Below are 14,444 nucleotides of genomic sequence, written 5' to 3'. Positions count from 1 at the left end.
ATACCACTCAGCCTGAAGCTTTGTTAAACTGGACCTTCAGACTGCGCTATAATCCCTGTGGTGTCACCGTTTTCTCTCATTCGAGCCAATTTTCCGGTACCTGTACTAATAAAATATACAACCCTGTTATACTTAATTTGGTCAATTTTGGATGACTCTCTGACATTGATTAATAAGTAAATTTACAAAAAGTAACCGGTGTTTAACTAACCTGTAACAATGCTGAAACATATTAGCGTTAAGATGTAGTTAGTAATTGACCCCCTTTTTATATATTACTTTTTGGCACGGGCAGAAAGCCCGTGCTATTTTTTTGTTTTTTAGTATTGTCGTTGGTCGTTTCAAAAGAGATGTAGTATACTGTTATAAGATTCTGTTATATTTTTCGCCTTAAAAATGATAAAACACATATATTGTAATAAACGGCTTACGGAGGCGATCTTATTGCAGCGTGTATCCAATTGTATATTACGGAAAAACGATCAGGTTCTCTTATTAAAAAAGCCAAGCCGCGGCTGGTGGGTAGCACCGGGCGGTAAAATGGAACTAAGAGAATCTATACTTGAAAGTGCTGTAAGAGAGTATAAAGAAGAAACGGGGATTTCACTTAATAACCCCCGGTTAAAAGGAATCTTTACCTTTGTTATAGAGAATAAAGGTTCTGTGGTAAAAGAGTGGATGATGTTTACATTTAAAGCAACGGAGTTTTCGGGAGATCTCCTGGAACAATCTCCGGAGGGAGATTTAGCATGGGTGCCTGTAAACGCCATTCCAAACCTGCCTATGGCAGGGGGAGACTACATGATTTTCGACCACGTACTGAATAAAGACAGCCTGATTTACGGGACGTTTACTTATAATGAAAATATGGATCTCCTATCCAGTAATCTGGAGGCTGAAGGAGAACTCATTAAAAAAACTAAAGGCTGATATGAAAGGGGGAGTTTCCTGTGACAGAGAAAGCCTCGGAAAATATTGAATTAGTTATAATCACCGGTATGTCTGGAGCCGGTAAGACGGTTGCAGTACAAAGCTTTGAAGATATGGGATATTTCTGTGTCGATAATTTACCTCCCGCACTTATTCCTAAATTTATTGATTTAGTAGAAGGTTCAGGGGGCAGAATGAAAAAAGTGGCTTTAGTCATTGATTTGAGAGGGCGGGAATTCTTTGATCATTTATTTGAGTCTATAAATGCTATTTCTTCAGAATCGAAAGTCACTCCGCAAATTGTATTTTTAGATGCTAAAGACACGGTGCTTGTGAGACGCTATAAAGAAACAAGGAGGTCCCACCCGCTGGCAGACGGGGGAGGGCCTCTTGAAGGGATTACAGCGGAACGGGAAATGCTGGATGACCTGAGAGGACAAGCGCAGATGATTATTGATACAACCGATTTAAAGCCCCTCGAACTTAGAGAGCGTATTTTAAACCGGTTCTCTTCAGAAGCAAGGGAATCATTTAGTGTGCATGTGCTGTCATTCGGATACAAACATGGCATTCCTATAGATGCAGACCTGGTGTTTGACGTAAGGTTCCTTCCAAACCCCCATTACATCGATCATATGCGGCCGCAAACCGGGCTTGATAAAGAAGTTTCTGATTATGTATTAAAATGGAAAGAAACACAGCAGTTTATTGACAAACTGGATGACTTGCTTCAATATATGCTTCCTCATTATAAACGCGAAGGGAAAAGCCAGCTCATTCTGGCCATCGGCTGTACAGGCGGGAAACACCGCTCGGTTACATTAGCTGAATATTTTAAAAAAAGGCTGGAACAACTGGATTATTTCACTTATGTGACCCACAGAGATGTTGAAAAAGGAAGAAAAGAAAATTGAAAAAGGCAAAAATAGTTGTCTTAGGCGGCGGAACTGGCTTATCCGTCCTTTTACGAGGACTGAAAACTTTCCCGGTTGATATTTCTGCGATTGTTACAGTCGCAGATGATGGAGGAAGCTCGGGCAGGTTAAGGAAAGAGCTGAATATCCCGCCGCCTGGAGATATCAGAAATGTATTAATCGCTTTATCAGAAGTTGAACCACTAGTTGAAGAGCTTTTCCAGCATCGTTTTCAAAACGGCAATGGTTTGTCGGGTCATTCGCTCGGAAATCTTCTTCTGGCAGGTATGTCTTCTATTACAGGGGACTTTGCACAGGGAGTTCAGGAGATCAGCAGGGTACTTAATGTAAAAGGTAAAGTCATTCCTGCGTCCAACGAGCATATTACGCTGCATGCCGAGTATACTGACGGAAGCTTCACAGCAGGCGAGTCGAACATTCCGGATGCCCATAAAACAATTAAGCGTGTGTTCATAGAACCGGAGAATCCGAAACCAATGGCAGAAGCCGTTCACGCTATAGAAGAAGCTGACCTGATCGTCCTTGGTCCCGGCAGTTTATATACGAGCGTCATTCCTAATCTCTTAGTTCCAGGTATGAAAGAAGCTTTAAGGCAGTCGAGGGCTACGAAAGTTTATATTTGCAATGTGATGACACAGCCTGGTGAAACAGACGGTTTTACTGTGTCCGATCATGTATTTGCTATAGATGACCATATGGGAGAGAAAATAGTCGATGCGGTGTTATTTAATACAGCGCCTATTCCTTTTTCGTACGCTCAGCGGTATAAGGAAGAAGGAGCGGCGGGTGTCCCTGTGGATGAAAGCACCTTAAAAGAGATGGATGTTCTGCTGATTGGTGATCATTTATTATACTTTGATAACACCCTTCTGCGGCACGATGCTTTAAAAGTGTCGCAAAGATTAGTATCTTTGTTATAGTCCTGATATAATAAATCAAACCGTAAGCCCATCCTGCAATTAAGATAAGAGGCTGGAGGTGAGACCGATGTCTTTTGCTTCTATGACAAAAAAAGAATTAACCCATATGGAAGCAGACGGGTGCTGTTCGAAAGCTGAACTGGCGGCATTAATACGAATGAATGGTACGATTTCGATCCGCAACATGCAGATCACTCTCGATATTCAGACTGAAAATGCGGCTATTGCAAGAAGGATTTATACTTTGTTAAAATCCAACTACGACGTTCATGTAGAACTTCTCGTCAGAAAAAAAATGAGACTGAAAAAAAATAACGTATATGTCGTGAGGATCTCAAAAGAGGCTAGAAAAATTCTTGAGTCCCTTCATATCGTTGATGAATCATTTGCGTTTACAAGGCAGATTTCAGAGAAATTGATAAATAAAGATTGCTGCAAGCGGGCTTATTTACGCGGCGCATTCTTAGCGGGAGGCTCCGTTAACCACCCTGAAACTTCTTCTTACCACCTTGAAATTTTTTCTTTATATGAAGATCATAACCGTTCGTTATGCGAGTTGATGAATCATTTCCATCTTAGCGCCAAAATGATCGAAAGAAAAAAAGGGTTTATTTTATATTTAAAAGAGGGAGAGAAAATCAGTGAGTTCCTTAATGTGATCGGAGCCCACCAGGCTTTATTAAGGTTCGAAGATGTCCGCATTATGAAAGATATGCGGAACTCAGTCAATCGTCTAGTCAATTGTGAAACAGCTAACTTGAATAAAACAGTAGGAGCCGCTATGCGGCAGGTGGAGAATATTCGTTTTATAAAAAACGAAGTAGGACTCGATGCTCTGCCGGACAAACTTCAGGAAATTGCCGAACTGCGGATTGAACACCAGGACGTGACCTTGAAAGAACTGGGGGAAATGGTTGAAAGCGGAAAAGTGAGTAAATCAGGTGTCAATCACCGTTTGCGGAAAATAGAAGAGTTTGCAAATAAGCTGCGTGCAGGGGAGAAAGTTTAACCCCTGCTTTTCATAAAGACAGGCATGAAAGCGTTTGAATGATTTGAGTTAATTATTTATGCGGAAAATAAGGAGGATACACAATGATCGAAAAAACGATAACAGTAAAACGGAAAACAGGACTTCAGGCAAGACCCGCAGCGTTATTTGTCCAGGAAGCAAACCGTTTTTCGTCTGAAATTTTTATTGAAAAAGACGGGAAAAATGTTAATGCTAAAAGTATTATGGGAATAATGAGCCTGGCTGTAGGGGCTAATAAAGACATACATTTAAAAGTGGACGGACCCGATGAGCAGGCAGCCATGGAAGCTTTAGTTGATTTTGTAGGACAGGAAGAATAATAAATGCTTTAACTAAGGGCACCCTCAAATAATTATTTGGAGGTGCTTTTGTTTATGAAATAGACGCTAAGCCCCTGGGCAAGCGTCCGCATGGCGGACTGAAAACTCTGTTTTATTCTTTGGAAGACTCCATCTTTTTAAAGTAAATAAGCGGAAGTCCACACATACTATCGGAAGAAAAATATTTAAGTTACTTTTTACAGCTGCAGGCCTTGGAATATAAAAGAGCGGCGCCTGAACGGCCCGCTCTTTAAAAATATTATTTGGCGCCTACGTCGCCGCCTTTATCCATAACATCATCAATTAAACCGTAATTCTTTGCATCCATAGCACTCATAAAGTTATCACGGTCTGTATCTTTACGGATTGTTTCGATCGGCTGGCCAGTGCGCTCTGACAGGATCTGATTTAGCTTCTCTTTCATTTCTACAATTCGTTTAGCGTGAATTTCAATGTCTGATGCCTGACCCTGCGTGCCGCCTAACGGCTGATGAATCATCACTTCACTGTTTGGAAGGGCAAAACGCTTTCCAGGTTCACCGGCAGCTAACAGGAATGCCCCCATAGAAGCAGCCATACCGATGCAGATGGTCTGCACTTTTGGTTTAATAAACTGCATTGTATCATAAATTGCCATACCGGAAGTGATCGATCCGCCCGGGCTGTTAATATACAGTGAAATGTCTTTCTCTGGATCGTCAGCTGCAAGGAACAGAAGCTGGGCGACAATAGAGTTGGATACGTTGTCGTCTATACCTGAACCGAGCATAACAATACGATCCTTTAACAAACGGGAATAAATATCATATGCCCGCTCACCGCGATTTGTTTGTTCAATAACCGTAGGGACTAAATTCATGAATATGTTCCTCCTTTAAATGGATTCATTAGCCAATTAGCCAATTTTTTTCTAAGTATAATCCCATCATAACCTTAAAGGTCAATGAAGGTCAAATAATACTTCCCTGAAACTGAAATTTTTCTGCTTATCGTTATAAATGTTCCACTTTCATCTTAACCGTTTTCCCTTTTTTTAAAACAACAAACACATGAATATAATAAAGCAGAACGTAAAGTGAAGGGTTGTGAAATATGATATGATTATAACGGTTAACCATGGAGTGATTTGTCAGACACAGGGATGGCGCTTTCATATATAATGAAACCAAGGAGGCTGTTCAGAATGAATATGGATTTTGGATTGTATCAGCAACAGTCGATGAAAATGGTGATGACGAATGAATTGCGGCAGGCCATTACCATACTGCAATATTCTGCTCTGGAACTAAATGACTATCTTCATGATCAGCAACTGGAGAATCCGCTGATTGAACTTAAAGACCACAATGTAACAGAAGAAGTTGAACGGCAAAAAATGAATGAATTTACACCTGTTTATGACTATAAATCTAAATACGACGGGGAAGAGGATTACTCCCCGCTGGATTATATCAGCGAGCAAGAAGAAGGGCTTCAGGATTATTTGTTAAACCAGATCCGGCTCCTTCATCTTCAGCCGGAGACCAGGAGAATTGTCACCTATCTTGCTTTAAGCGTAGATGAAAACGGCTATTTAAAACAAACGTGTGAAGAACTTGCAGAAGAAATGTCTGAAGAAGAAGAAGCCGTGACGAAGGGAATGGAAGTACTTCAGAGTCTGGAACCTTTCGGAGTAGGGGCCCGTAATTTAAAAGAATGTCTTCTGATTCAGCTAAGACAGCTGGAAACGAAAGACCCGTTAACTGAAGCTGTTATTATGAATCACCTGGATATTCTGGCTAAAAATAAATTTAAAGAGATAGCAAAAGCTGAAAATGTGACCATTGATGATGTTCAGTATGTGGCAGATTTTATTCAGACATTAAATCCAAGACCCGGAGCGGTCTTCCACGATGAGCCGGCACGTTATGTTGTTCCGGACGTGACTGTCATGAAAATTAAAAATGACTTCGTGGTCAGGCTGAACGAACAGCATATGCCTAAAATGTTTATGAATAAGCATTATGAAAAAATGCTCAAAGATAATGAAACCGATATCCGTAAATACATGAAACAGAAATTTGACCAGTTCCAATGGATCCTGCGAAGTATTGAACAAAGGCAGCAGACAATATTAAAGGTGACAGAAGCTATCGTCCGCCATCAGTATGATTTCTTTCTCCACGGACCATCACATTTGAAGCCGCTTACTCTGAAAACAATCTCGGAAGAGACGGATGTCCATGAATCAACCGTGTCACGGGCAACCATGAAAAAATACGTTCAGACACCAAGAGGGCTTTATGAGCTGAAGTACTTTTTCACCTCTGCTGTGGGAAGGGATTCGGCTGAGTCGAGTTCTTCCGAGCGGGTTAAAATTTACATGAAAAGGCTAATAGATGAAGAGAACAAGCACAAACCGTTCTCAGACCAGAAGCTTGCCGATTTATTAAAATCCGAGCACAAGATCCGTGTGTCGAGAAGAACTGTAGCAAAATACAGGGAAGAAATGCATATCTCTTCATCTTCCCAACGAAAAAGGCATAAATGAGGAGAGTATGTGAGTGATATGAAAGTATTCTTTTATACAAAAGAAAAGTGTCCGCTTTGCGATAAAGGCCTGGAAAAGCTGAAAAGTCTGGAAGACAGTGCAGATTTAGAGATAGAAATGAGAGACATTTATTCAAAGGATGAGTGGCTTGAAAAGTACCAGATCAGAATCCCTGTTATTGAAGACGGCGGAGGCCGGGTCATTGATGAAGGAATTATTTCGAAAGAAGAGCTGGTAAAAAATCTGAATCTTAAATGAAAGCGCCCAACAAAATCTCAACAATTTGTTCACAAGAATTGAATTGATTTAAAGATCCTTCCTTGTTACAATTGATTTGCAAGTGTTAAGAGCTTGCTTTTCAAATGCATTTAAAAGGAATGATCTTTTTTTTCGGCCATAGTGGGACATAATATGTCTACAAGGGACGGAAAAAGTCCCTTACATATCCACGGCAAAAGGAGAATGCCGATGAACACGCTTTTAGACTTGCAAAAAAAATTATTGCCCGATCTGGTTGAAGTACTCGGTCAGCGCTACCGTATATTGCGCTTTATCCGTTTAATGCAGCCGATTGGCCGCAGGACTTTAGCTGGTAACCTGGAAATGTCGGAAAGGGTTCTGAGAAGTGAAGTCACTTTCCTGAAAGAACAGGGGCTCATTGAATTTGCCCCAACTGGAATGACATTAACCGATGAAGGGAATAATTTGCTTAGCCAGTTGGAAGTAGTTATGAAAGATGTGTTTCAAACGCGCACGATGGAAGAAGAATTAAAAACGCGGCTTGGTATTAAAGATGTTCATATTGTGCCGGGAGACAGTGATGAGTATGCGTGGGTCCAGAAAGAAATGGGACGTACATGCGTCACTCTTATAAAGCAGCGGATGGCTGCTGAAAACAATGTCATAGCGGTCACAGGCGGAACGTCAATAGCCGCTGTAGCTGAAATGCTCGTTCCGGATTCAGGCCTGAAGGAAACGTTATTTGTTCCGGCCCGCGGCGGACTCGGTGAGCAGGTGGAAAACCAGGCGAATACAATTTGCGCCACGATGGCAAGAAAAGCAATGGGCTCATACAGGCTTCTCCATGTACCCGACCAGCTCAGTAAAGAAGCATATGAATCTCTAATCAGTGAGCCTTCGGTTCAGGATATCCTTCGGCTTATACAGTCGGCGACCATGGTTATTCATGGAATAGGGGAAGCTGAGGCGATGGCTATCAGAAGAAATTCTTCATCTCGCGTACTTGGGGAACTGAAAGATAAAAAGGCAGTAGCTGAAGCATTTGGTTATTATTTTAATCAATCCGGAGAGATTATTCATAAGGTGCTTACGATCGGTTTGCAGCTTGAAGATCTGGAAGAGATCCCATGCATCATTGCTGTAGCCGGAGGTGCCTCAAAGGCAGAGGCCATTGAAGCCTATATGAAACGAAGGCCTAACCAGACCCTTGTGACAGATGAAGGTGCCGCAAGAGCCATTCTTGCTAAAAATGAAGTTTAAGTTTTTCCCTGAAAGATAATAGACAAAAGATGAGTTGTTTATTCAAGGGGATATCCCCCTTTGAAAATATATTAATGCTTTACCAAACTTAAGGAGGAATTTATTCATGGCAACAAAAGTAGGTATTAACGGTTTTGGACGAATTGGACGTGTCGTTTTCAGACAAGCTCTTCAAAATCCTAAGGTAGAAGTAGTAGCAGTAAATGATCTTACAGATGCAAACATGCTTGCTCACTTATTACAATATGACTCCGTTCACGGAAAACTTGACGTGAAAGTGGAAGCTCAAGGCGACAACCTTGTAGTAGACGGTAAAGAAATTAAAGTAACTGCAGAAAAAGATCCAGCTAACCTTAAGTGGGGTGAAATGGGTGTAGAAGTTGTTGTTGAATCTACAGGAATTTTCACTCAGCGTGATGCAGCTGCCAAGCACCTTGAAGCTGGAGCTAAAAAAGTTGTTATTTCAGCACCGGCAAAAGAAGAAGACATTACAGTGGTTATGGGCGTAAATGAAGACAAATATGACCCTGCAAACCACCACGTTATTTCCAACGCTTCTTGTACAACTAACTGTTTAGCGCCATTCGCTAAAGTTCTTAACGACAAGTTCGGTCTTAAGCGCGGTATGATGACAACTGTTCACTCATATACGAATGACCAGCAAATTCTTGATTTGCCTCATAAAGACTACCGTCGTGCACGTGCTGCTGCGGAATCTATCATTCCAACAAGCACTGGTGCAGCCAAAGCGGTTTCTCTTGTTCTTCCTGAGCTTAAAGGCAAATTAAACGGTGGAGCAATGCGTGTGCCAACTCCAAACGTTTCTCTTGTTGACTTAACTGCTGAGCTTGGAAAAGAAGTGACTGCTGAAGAAGTTAACGCAGCATTTAAAGAAGCTTCTGAAGGTGAATTAAAAGGAATTCTTGGATACAGCGAAGAGCCGCTCGTTTCTAAGGACTATAACGGCAACACTTATGCTTCAACGATCGATGCTCTTTCCACTATGGTAATGGAAGGCAATATGGTTAAAGTTATTTCCTGGTATGACAATGAAACTGGCTACTCTGCGCAAGTTGTAAATCTTGTTGATTACATCGTAGAGCAAGGACTTTAAGTCTCAGCCATTTGATCCATCCTGATCGATCTGACAATTAGGAGGCGGGCCCGTGTCCTGTCTCCTTTTTATTTCATAGCAGCTTTGGACGGTTCACCGGGTAAATTAGAGGGCTGTTCTCTGCATGTACTTAACCACTGACCTTAATTAAAGGAGGCAATTACCAATGAATAAGAAATCCATCCGGGATACAGATGTGAAAGGTAAACGTGTATTTTGCCGTGTAGACTTTAACGTGCCTATGAGCAACGGAGAAGTAACGGACGATACGCGTATTCGTGCTGCTTTGCCTACAATTCAGCTTTTAATAGAAAAAGGTGCTAAAGTGATTCTCGCCAGCCATTTAGGCCGTCCTAAAGGAGAAGCAGTTGAAGAGCTCCGCCTGGACCCTGTAGCAAAGCGTCTAAGCGATCTTCTGAATCAGTCTGTTTTAAAAACAGATGAAGTATATGGTGAAGAGCCTAAAAAAGCTATTGAGCAACTTGATGATGGCGGCGTCCTGCTTCTTGAAAATGTACGTTTTGAAGCTGGGGAAGAAAAAAATGACGCTGAACTTGCCAAACAAATGGCTGAACTTGCAGATGTTTATGTAAATGATGCATTCGGTGCAGCTCACCGTGCTCATGCTTCAACAGAAGGAATCGCTCAGCATTTACCTGCAGTGGCCGGTCTTCTGATGGAAAAAGAGCTTGAAGTTCTCGGCAAAGCGATGGCTAACCCGGAGCGCCCATTTACAGCCATTATCGGTGGAGCCAAAGTAAAAGATAAAATCGGTGTCATCGATAATCTTCTTGATAAAGTTGATAATTTAATTATCGGCGGCGGTCTTGCTTACACGTTTATCAAAGCTAAAGGCCATGAAATCGGGGAATCCCTGCTTGAAGAAGATAAAATCGATCTTGCCAAGCAGTTTATGGAGAAAGCCGAAAAGCAAGGCGTTAATTTCTATATGCCTATTGATGGTGTGATTGCTGATAAGTTTGGTGAAGATGCTGACACTAAAGTTGTGGATATTACTGAAATCCCCTCTGACTGGCAGGCATTGGATATCGGGCCAAAAACTCTTGAAACTTACCGTGACGTCGTGCAAAATTCAAAACTCGTTATCTGGAACGGACCAATGGGCGTTTTTGAATTAGAGAAATTTGCTAAAGGTACTAAAGGAGTTGCCGAAGCGCTTGCTGATGCAAGTGAGACTTACACAGTGATCGGCGGCGGCGATTCTGCTGCAGCGGTGGAAAAATTCGGTTTTGCGGATAAGATGGACCATATTTCTACAGGCGGCGGCGCCTCACTTGAATTTATTGAAGGGAAAGACCTTCCAGGCGTAGTAGCATTAAACGATAAATAATAATTTTTAGGAGGCATTTTCATGCGTAAACCGATTATTGCAGGAAACTGGAAAATGAACAAAACAAAGGCCGAAGCTCTTGACTTTATTCAGGAAGTAAAAGGGCTTGTCCCGTCCGCTGATACAGTGGAATCCGTCATTTGTTCCCCATATTTATTTCTTGATGCGCTGATTGAAGAAGCGAAAGGAACTGACGTAAAAGTCGGTGCCCAAAACATGCATTTTGAAGAAAACGGGGCATTTACAGGGGAAGTCAGCCCGGTAGCATTAAAAGATCTCGGTGTCGAATACGTGGTGATCGGCCACTCTGAACGACGTGAACTGTTCGGTGAAACAGATGAAAGTGTCAACCAGAAAGTCCATGCTGCATTCAAACACGGCCTCGTACCGATTGTTTGTGTAGGTGAAACCTTAGAACAGCGTGAAGCAAATGAAACAAATAATGTCGTCACTAAACAAGTTAATGACGGATTAAAAGGGTTAACCGAAGAGCAGGTAAAGCAGACTGTCATTGCTTATGAACCCGTCTGGGCGATAGGAACAGGCAAAACGGCTTCTTCAGAAGAGGCTAATGAGACGTGTGGCGTTATCCGCCGTGTAGTAGGGGAAACTTTCTCTCAAGAGGCTGCAGAAGCCGTTCGTATCCAGTACGGCGGAAGCGTGAAGCCGGCTAATATTAAAGAGCTTCTCGGCCAGTCTGACATTGACGGTGCTCTTGTAGGAGGAGCAAGCCTCGAAGCTCAATCATTTTTACAACTTGTGGAGGCAGGAAATGAGTAAGCAACCAAAAGCATTAATTATTCTTGATGGTTTTGCCCTTCGTGACGATCAGGAAGGGAACGCAGTAGCCCAGGCGAACACACCAAACTTTGACCGTTACTGGAATAACTATCCGCATGCGACTCTTCAAGCTTGCGGACTGGCAGTCGGCCTTCCTGAAGGCCAAATGGGCAACTCTGAAGTGGGCCATTTAAATATCGGCGCCGGCAGAGTGGTCTATCAAAGTTTGACAAGGGTAAACCTCGCCATCGAGGAACAGGAATTTTTCAAGAATGAAACGTTTTTAGAAGCGATGGACCATGTGAAGAAACACGATACTGCACTGCATTTGTACGGACTTCTGTCTGACGGCGGAATCCACAGCCATATTAACCATCTCATGGCTCTTCTTGAGTTGGCTAAAAAAGAAGGCGTGAAAAAAGTGTATGTTCACGGTTTCCTTGATGGACGTGACGTAGGCCCGCAGTCTGCAGATAAGTACATTCAAATTATTGAAGATAAAATGAAAGAACTGCAGCTGGGAGAACTGGCATCCATCCAGGGCCGTTATTATGCGATGGACAGAGACAAACGCTGGGATCGCGTTGAGAAGGGCTACCGTGCGATGGTATACGGCGACGGACTGAAATACCGTTCCGCTTCGGAAGCGCTGGAAGACTCTTATAAAAACGAGATCCATGATGAATTTGTCCTTCCTTCAGTGATGACGAAAGAAGACGGTGAAACACCGGTCGGTACAATCCAGGATGACGATGCAATCGTCTTTTTCAACTTCAGACCGGACCGTGCGATTCAGATGTCCCAGGTCTTTACTAATCCTGATTTTTCAGACTTTGATCGCGGCGACCGTTTTCCGAAAAACGTCCACTATGTTTGTCTGACACACTTCAGCGAATCTGTGCAGGGACTTGTCGCGTTTGAACCGACAAACCTTGATAAAGTGCTTGGCGAAGTAGTATCGGATGCAGGATTAAAACAGCTTCGCATTGCGGAAACTGAAAAGTACCCGCACGTCACTTTCTTTTTCAGCGGAGGCCGTGAACAGCAGTTCCCGGGAGAAGAGAGAGTTTTAATCGATTCACCTAAAGTGGCAACGTATGACTTGAAGCCGGAAATGAGCGCTTATGAAGTAACGGACGCCCTTCTGGATGAAATTAATGCGGATAAGCATGATATGATCATCCTTAATTTTGCCAACCCGGATATGGTCGGTCATTCAGGGAAAATGGAGCCGACAATTAAGGCGGTTGAAGCTGTTGATGAGTGTTTAGGCAAAGTAGTGGATTTGATTGAAGAAAAAGGCGGTAAAACGATCATTACTGCCGACCACGGAAATGCAGATGTGCTTATTACGGAAGAAGGCACCCCGATGACAGCTCACACGACCAACCCGGTACCAGTGATTGTTACCGATAAAGGGGTTGAGCTTAGGGAAGACGGCATCTTAGGCGATCTTGCCCCAACGATGCTTCAATTGCTGAAAGTAGACCAGCCTGAAGAAATGACTGGTAAATCATTAATTAAAAAGTAATAATAGTGTAGAAGCGAAAAATCGACTATATTTTTAAAAATCAAAGGAGTGTTTTGAGATTATGACATTAATTACAGATGTATACGCACGCCAGGTATTAGATTCCCGCGGGAACCCAACAGTAGAAGTAGAAGTTCACGTAGAAAGCGGCGCATTTGGCCGTGCGATTGTACCAAGCGGTGCCTCTACAGGTGAATATGAAGCAGTAGAACTTCGTGACGGCGGAGATGCCTGGATGGGTAAAGGCGTTTCCAAAGCAGTGGAAAACGTTAATGAAGTGATTGCTCCTGAACTTGTCGGCTTTGATGCCCTCGATCAGCTTGGCATTGACCAGTTAATGATCGAGCTTGACGGGACACCTAACAAGGCTAAACTAGGCGCTAACGCAATTCTTGGTGTATCTATGGCTACAGCACGTGCAGCTGCTGAAGCGTTAGGCCTTCCGCTTTATGTTTACCTTGGCGGATTCAGCGCAAAGACTCTTCCAACACCAATGATGAACATCTTAAACGGCGGAGAGCACGCTGATAATAACGTAGACATCCAGGAATTCATGATCATGCCTGTAGGCGCTGAAAGCTTTACTCAAGCTCTTCAAATGGGAGCGGAAATTTTCCACAACCTTAAGAAAGTATTAAGCTCTAAAGGCTACAATACAGCTGTAGGTGACGAAGGCGGATTCGCACCTAACCTTGGCTCTAACGAAGAAGCCCTGGCTACAATTATTGAAGCAGTAGAAAAAGCTGGCTATAAGCCGGGTGAACAGATCCAGCTTGCTATGGATGTGGCCGCTTCTGAAATTTATGAAGATGGCAAATATAACCTTAAGGGTGAAGGCGTCGTTAAAACTTCTGAAGAAATGGTTGACTTCTATGCGGACCTTTGCGAAAAATACCCAATCGTTTCAATTGAAGACGGACTTGACGAAAACGACTGGGAAGGCTTTAAGCTTCTAACAGAGCGTCTTGGTGACAAGGTTCAGCTTGTAGGTGACGATCTGTTCGTAACGAACACCGAGAAACTTTCCCGCGGTATTAAAGAAGGTATCGGTAACTCAATCCTTATTAAAGTGAACCAGATCGGTACACTTTCCGAAACTTTCGATGCCATTGAAATGGCCAAGCGTGCAGGCTACACAAATGTTATTTCTCACCGCTCCGGTGAAACAGAAGACAGCACTATTGCTGATATTGCCGTTGCTACAAATGCCGGCCAGATTAAAACAGGTGCTCCTTCCCGTACGGACCGTGTAGCGAAGTACAACCAATTGCTTCGTATTGAAGATGAACTTCAATATATCGGCCAGTATGCCGGAAGTAAAGCATTCTACAACTTAGAAAAGTAATAAACGATGTAAAACCCCGGTTTCTTTGGAAACCGGGTTTTTTTTCCAGAAGATGGGGGGTCTGACCCATAACGATTGCACGTAAGTATAATAAATACATTAATGTTAATATATGTAATGTGTTTTTTAGGCTAATTTTAAAAAAAGGCGGACGAGGC

General features: G+C 42.7%; 14 protein-coding genes. 13 read left to right on the top strand and 1 reads right to left on the bottom strand.

Translation table 11 applies throughout. The features are described 5' to 3' along the window. The first annotated feature begins 444 nt into the window (after positions 1 to 444). The 5 genes from BMW59_RS20375 (at position 445) to BMW59_RS20355 (ending at position 4,135) form a co-directional block, all read left to right on the top strand. The gene (locus BMW59_RS20375; protein ID WP_093056032.1) at positions 445 to 930 is read left to right on the top strand and encodes an NUDIX hydrolase; all 486 of its coding nucleotides are present in this window, start codon (positions 445 to 447) and stop codon (positions 928 to 930) included. 20 nt (positions 931 to 950) lie between these two features. Beyond that, positions 951 to 1,844, top strand: coding sequence for an RNase adapter RapZ (gene rapZ / locus BMW59_RS20370; RefSeq protein WP_093056030.1), 894 nt, complete (start codon positions 951 to 953; stop codon positions 1,842 to 1,844). Further along, positions 1,841 to 2,785, top strand: a complete 945-nt coding sequence (locus tag BMW59_RS20365; RefSeq protein ID WP_093056028.1) for a gluconeogenesis factor YvcK family protein — start codon at positions 1,841 to 1,843, stop codon at positions 2,783 to 2,785. Before rapZ ends, BMW59_RS20365 begins: the two co-directional genes overlap by 4 nt. Before the next feature lie 67 nt (positions 2,786 to 2,852). After that, positions 2,853 to 3,794, top strand: coding sequence for a DNA-binding protein WhiA (whiA, locus tag BMW59_RS20360; RefSeq protein ID WP_093056026.1), 942 nt, complete (start codon positions 2,853 to 2,855; stop codon positions 3,792 to 3,794). Between the two features lie 83 nt (positions 3,795 to 3,877). Beyond that, a complete protein-coding gene (locus BMW59_RS20355) occupies positions 3,878 to 4,135 on the top strand; it encodes an HPr family phosphocarrier protein (protein ID WP_093056024.1) in 258 nt (85 codons plus the stop codon). A gap of 259 nt (positions 4,136 to 4,394) precedes the next feature. Here the strand turns inward: BMW59_RS20355 and clpP are convergent, their stop codons facing one another. Continuing rightward, the gene (gene clpP, locus BMW59_RS20350; protein WP_093056022.1) at positions 4,395 to 4,994 is read right to left on the bottom strand and encodes an ATP-dependent Clp endopeptidase proteolytic subunit ClpP; all 600 of its coding nucleotides are present in this window, start codon (positions 4,992 to 4,994) and stop codon (positions 4,395 to 4,397) included. Positions 4,995 to 5,318: 324 nt separating this feature from the next. On the opposite strand from clpP, the gene rpoN reads away from it, so the two are divergent. From rpoN to eno, 8 genes are all read left to right on the top strand, one after another. Then, positions 5,319 to 6,665: an RNA polymerase factor sigma-54 gene (rpoN, locus tag BMW59_RS20345; RefSeq protein ID WP_177174454.1), complete on the top strand. Its 1,347-nt coding sequence runs from the start codon at positions 5,319 to 5,321 to the stop codon at positions 6,663 to 6,665. A gap of 18 nt (positions 6,666 to 6,683) precedes the next feature. Further along, on the top strand, positions 6,684 to 6,923 hold the full coding sequence (locus BMW59_RS20340; RefSeq protein ID WP_093056018.1) for a glutaredoxin family protein: 240 nt from the start codon (positions 6,684 to 6,686) through the stop codon (positions 6,921 to 6,923). 210 nt (positions 6,924 to 7,133) lie between these two features. Next, the gene (locus tag BMW59_RS20335; RefSeq protein WP_093056016.1) at positions 7,134 to 8,165 is read left to right on the top strand and encodes a sugar-binding transcriptional regulator; all 1,032 of its coding nucleotides are present in this window, start codon (positions 7,134 to 7,136) and stop codon (positions 8,163 to 8,165) included. Positions 8,166 to 8,271: 106 nt separating this feature from the next. Then, positions 8,272 to 9,279, top strand: coding sequence for a type I glyceraldehyde-3-phosphate dehydrogenase (gap, locus tag BMW59_RS20330; protein WP_093056014.1), 1,008 nt, complete (start codon positions 8,272 to 8,274; stop codon positions 9,277 to 9,279). A gap of 166 nt (positions 9,280 to 9,445) precedes the next feature. Beyond that, positions 9,446 to 10,630: a phosphoglycerate kinase gene (locus BMW59_RS20325; RefSeq protein ID WP_093056013.1), complete on the top strand. Its 1,185-nt coding sequence runs from the start codon at positions 9,446 to 9,448 to the stop codon at positions 10,628 to 10,630. 21 nt (positions 10,631 to 10,651) lie between these two features. Then, positions 10,652 to 11,410, top strand: a complete 759-nt coding sequence (tpiA, locus tag BMW59_RS20320; RefSeq protein WP_093056012.1) for a triose-phosphate isomerase — start codon at positions 10,652 to 10,654, stop codon at positions 11,408 to 11,410. After that, positions 11,403 to 12,941 (top strand): 2,3-bisphosphoglycerate-independent phosphoglycerate mutase, encoded by a 1,539-nt coding sequence (gene gpmI, locus BMW59_RS20315; protein WP_093056010.1) that lies wholly within the window; start codon positions 11,403 to 11,405, stop codon positions 12,939 to 12,941. The genes tpiA and gpmI overlap by 8 nt, the downstream gene beginning before the upstream one ends. A 61-nt stretch (positions 12,942 to 13,002) precedes the next feature. Beyond that, positions 13,003 to 14,286 carry a phosphopyruvate hydratase gene (eno, locus tag BMW59_RS20310; protein WP_093056008.1) on the top strand — a complete coding sequence of 428 codons (1,284 nt, stop codon included), beginning with the start codon at positions 13,003 to 13,005 and terminating at the stop codon, positions 14,284 to 14,286. Positions 14,287 to 14,444: the final 158 nt, after the last annotated feature.

This window comes from Salipaludibacillus aurantiacus (genome assembly GCF_900111295.1).
Classification (GTDB): domain Bacteria; phylum Bacillota; class Bacilli; order Bacillales; family Salisediminibacteriaceae; genus Salipaludibacillus; species Salipaludibacillus aurantiacus.
Note: the sequence above shows the minus strand (reverse complement) of the source record. Positions and strands in the feature narration are given on the sequence as shown.

Bases quoted from the DNA above. Each gene is read 5' to 3' on its own strand.
- gap (WP_093056014.1), top strand. From the start codon at position 8,272: ATGGCAACAAAAGTAGGTATTAACGGTTTTGGACGAATTGGACGTGTC.
- rpoN (WP_177174454.1), top strand. From the start codon at position 5,319: ATGAATATGGATTTTGGATTGTATCAGCAACAGTCGATGAAAATGGTG.
- eno (WP_093056008.1), top strand. From the start codon at position 13,003: ATGACATTAATTACAGATGTATACGCACGCCAGGTATTAGATTCCCGC.
- gpmI (WP_093056010.1), top strand. From the start codon at position 11,403: ATGAGTAAGCAACCAAAAGCATTAATTATTCTTGATGGTTTTGCCCTT.
- BMW59_RS20340 (WP_093056018.1), top strand. From the start codon at position 6,684: ATGAAAGTATTCTTTTATACAAAAGAAAAGTGTCCGCTTTGCGATAAA.
- BMW59_RS20355 (WP_093056024.1), top strand. From the start codon at position 3,878: ATGATCGAAAAAACGATAACAGTAAAACGGAAAACAGGACTTCAGGCA.
- BMW59_RS20335 (WP_093056016.1), top strand. From the start codon at position 7,134: ATGAACACGCTTTTAGACTTGCAAAAAAAATTATTGCCCGATCTGGTT.
- clpP (WP_093056022.1), bottom strand. From the start codon at position 4,994: ATGAATTTAGTCCCTACGGTTATTGAACAAACAAATCGCGGTGAGCGG.
- tpiA (WP_093056012.1), top strand. From the start codon at position 10,652: ATGCGTAAACCGATTATTGCAGGAAACTGGAAAATGAACAAAACAAAG.
- BMW59_RS20325 (WP_093056013.1), top strand. From the start codon at position 9,446: ATGAATAAGAAATCCATCCGGGATACAGATGTGAAAGGTAAACGTGTA.
- whiA (WP_093056026.1), top strand. From the start codon at position 2,853: ATGTCTTTTGCTTCTATGACAAAAAAAGAATTAACCCATATGGAAGCA.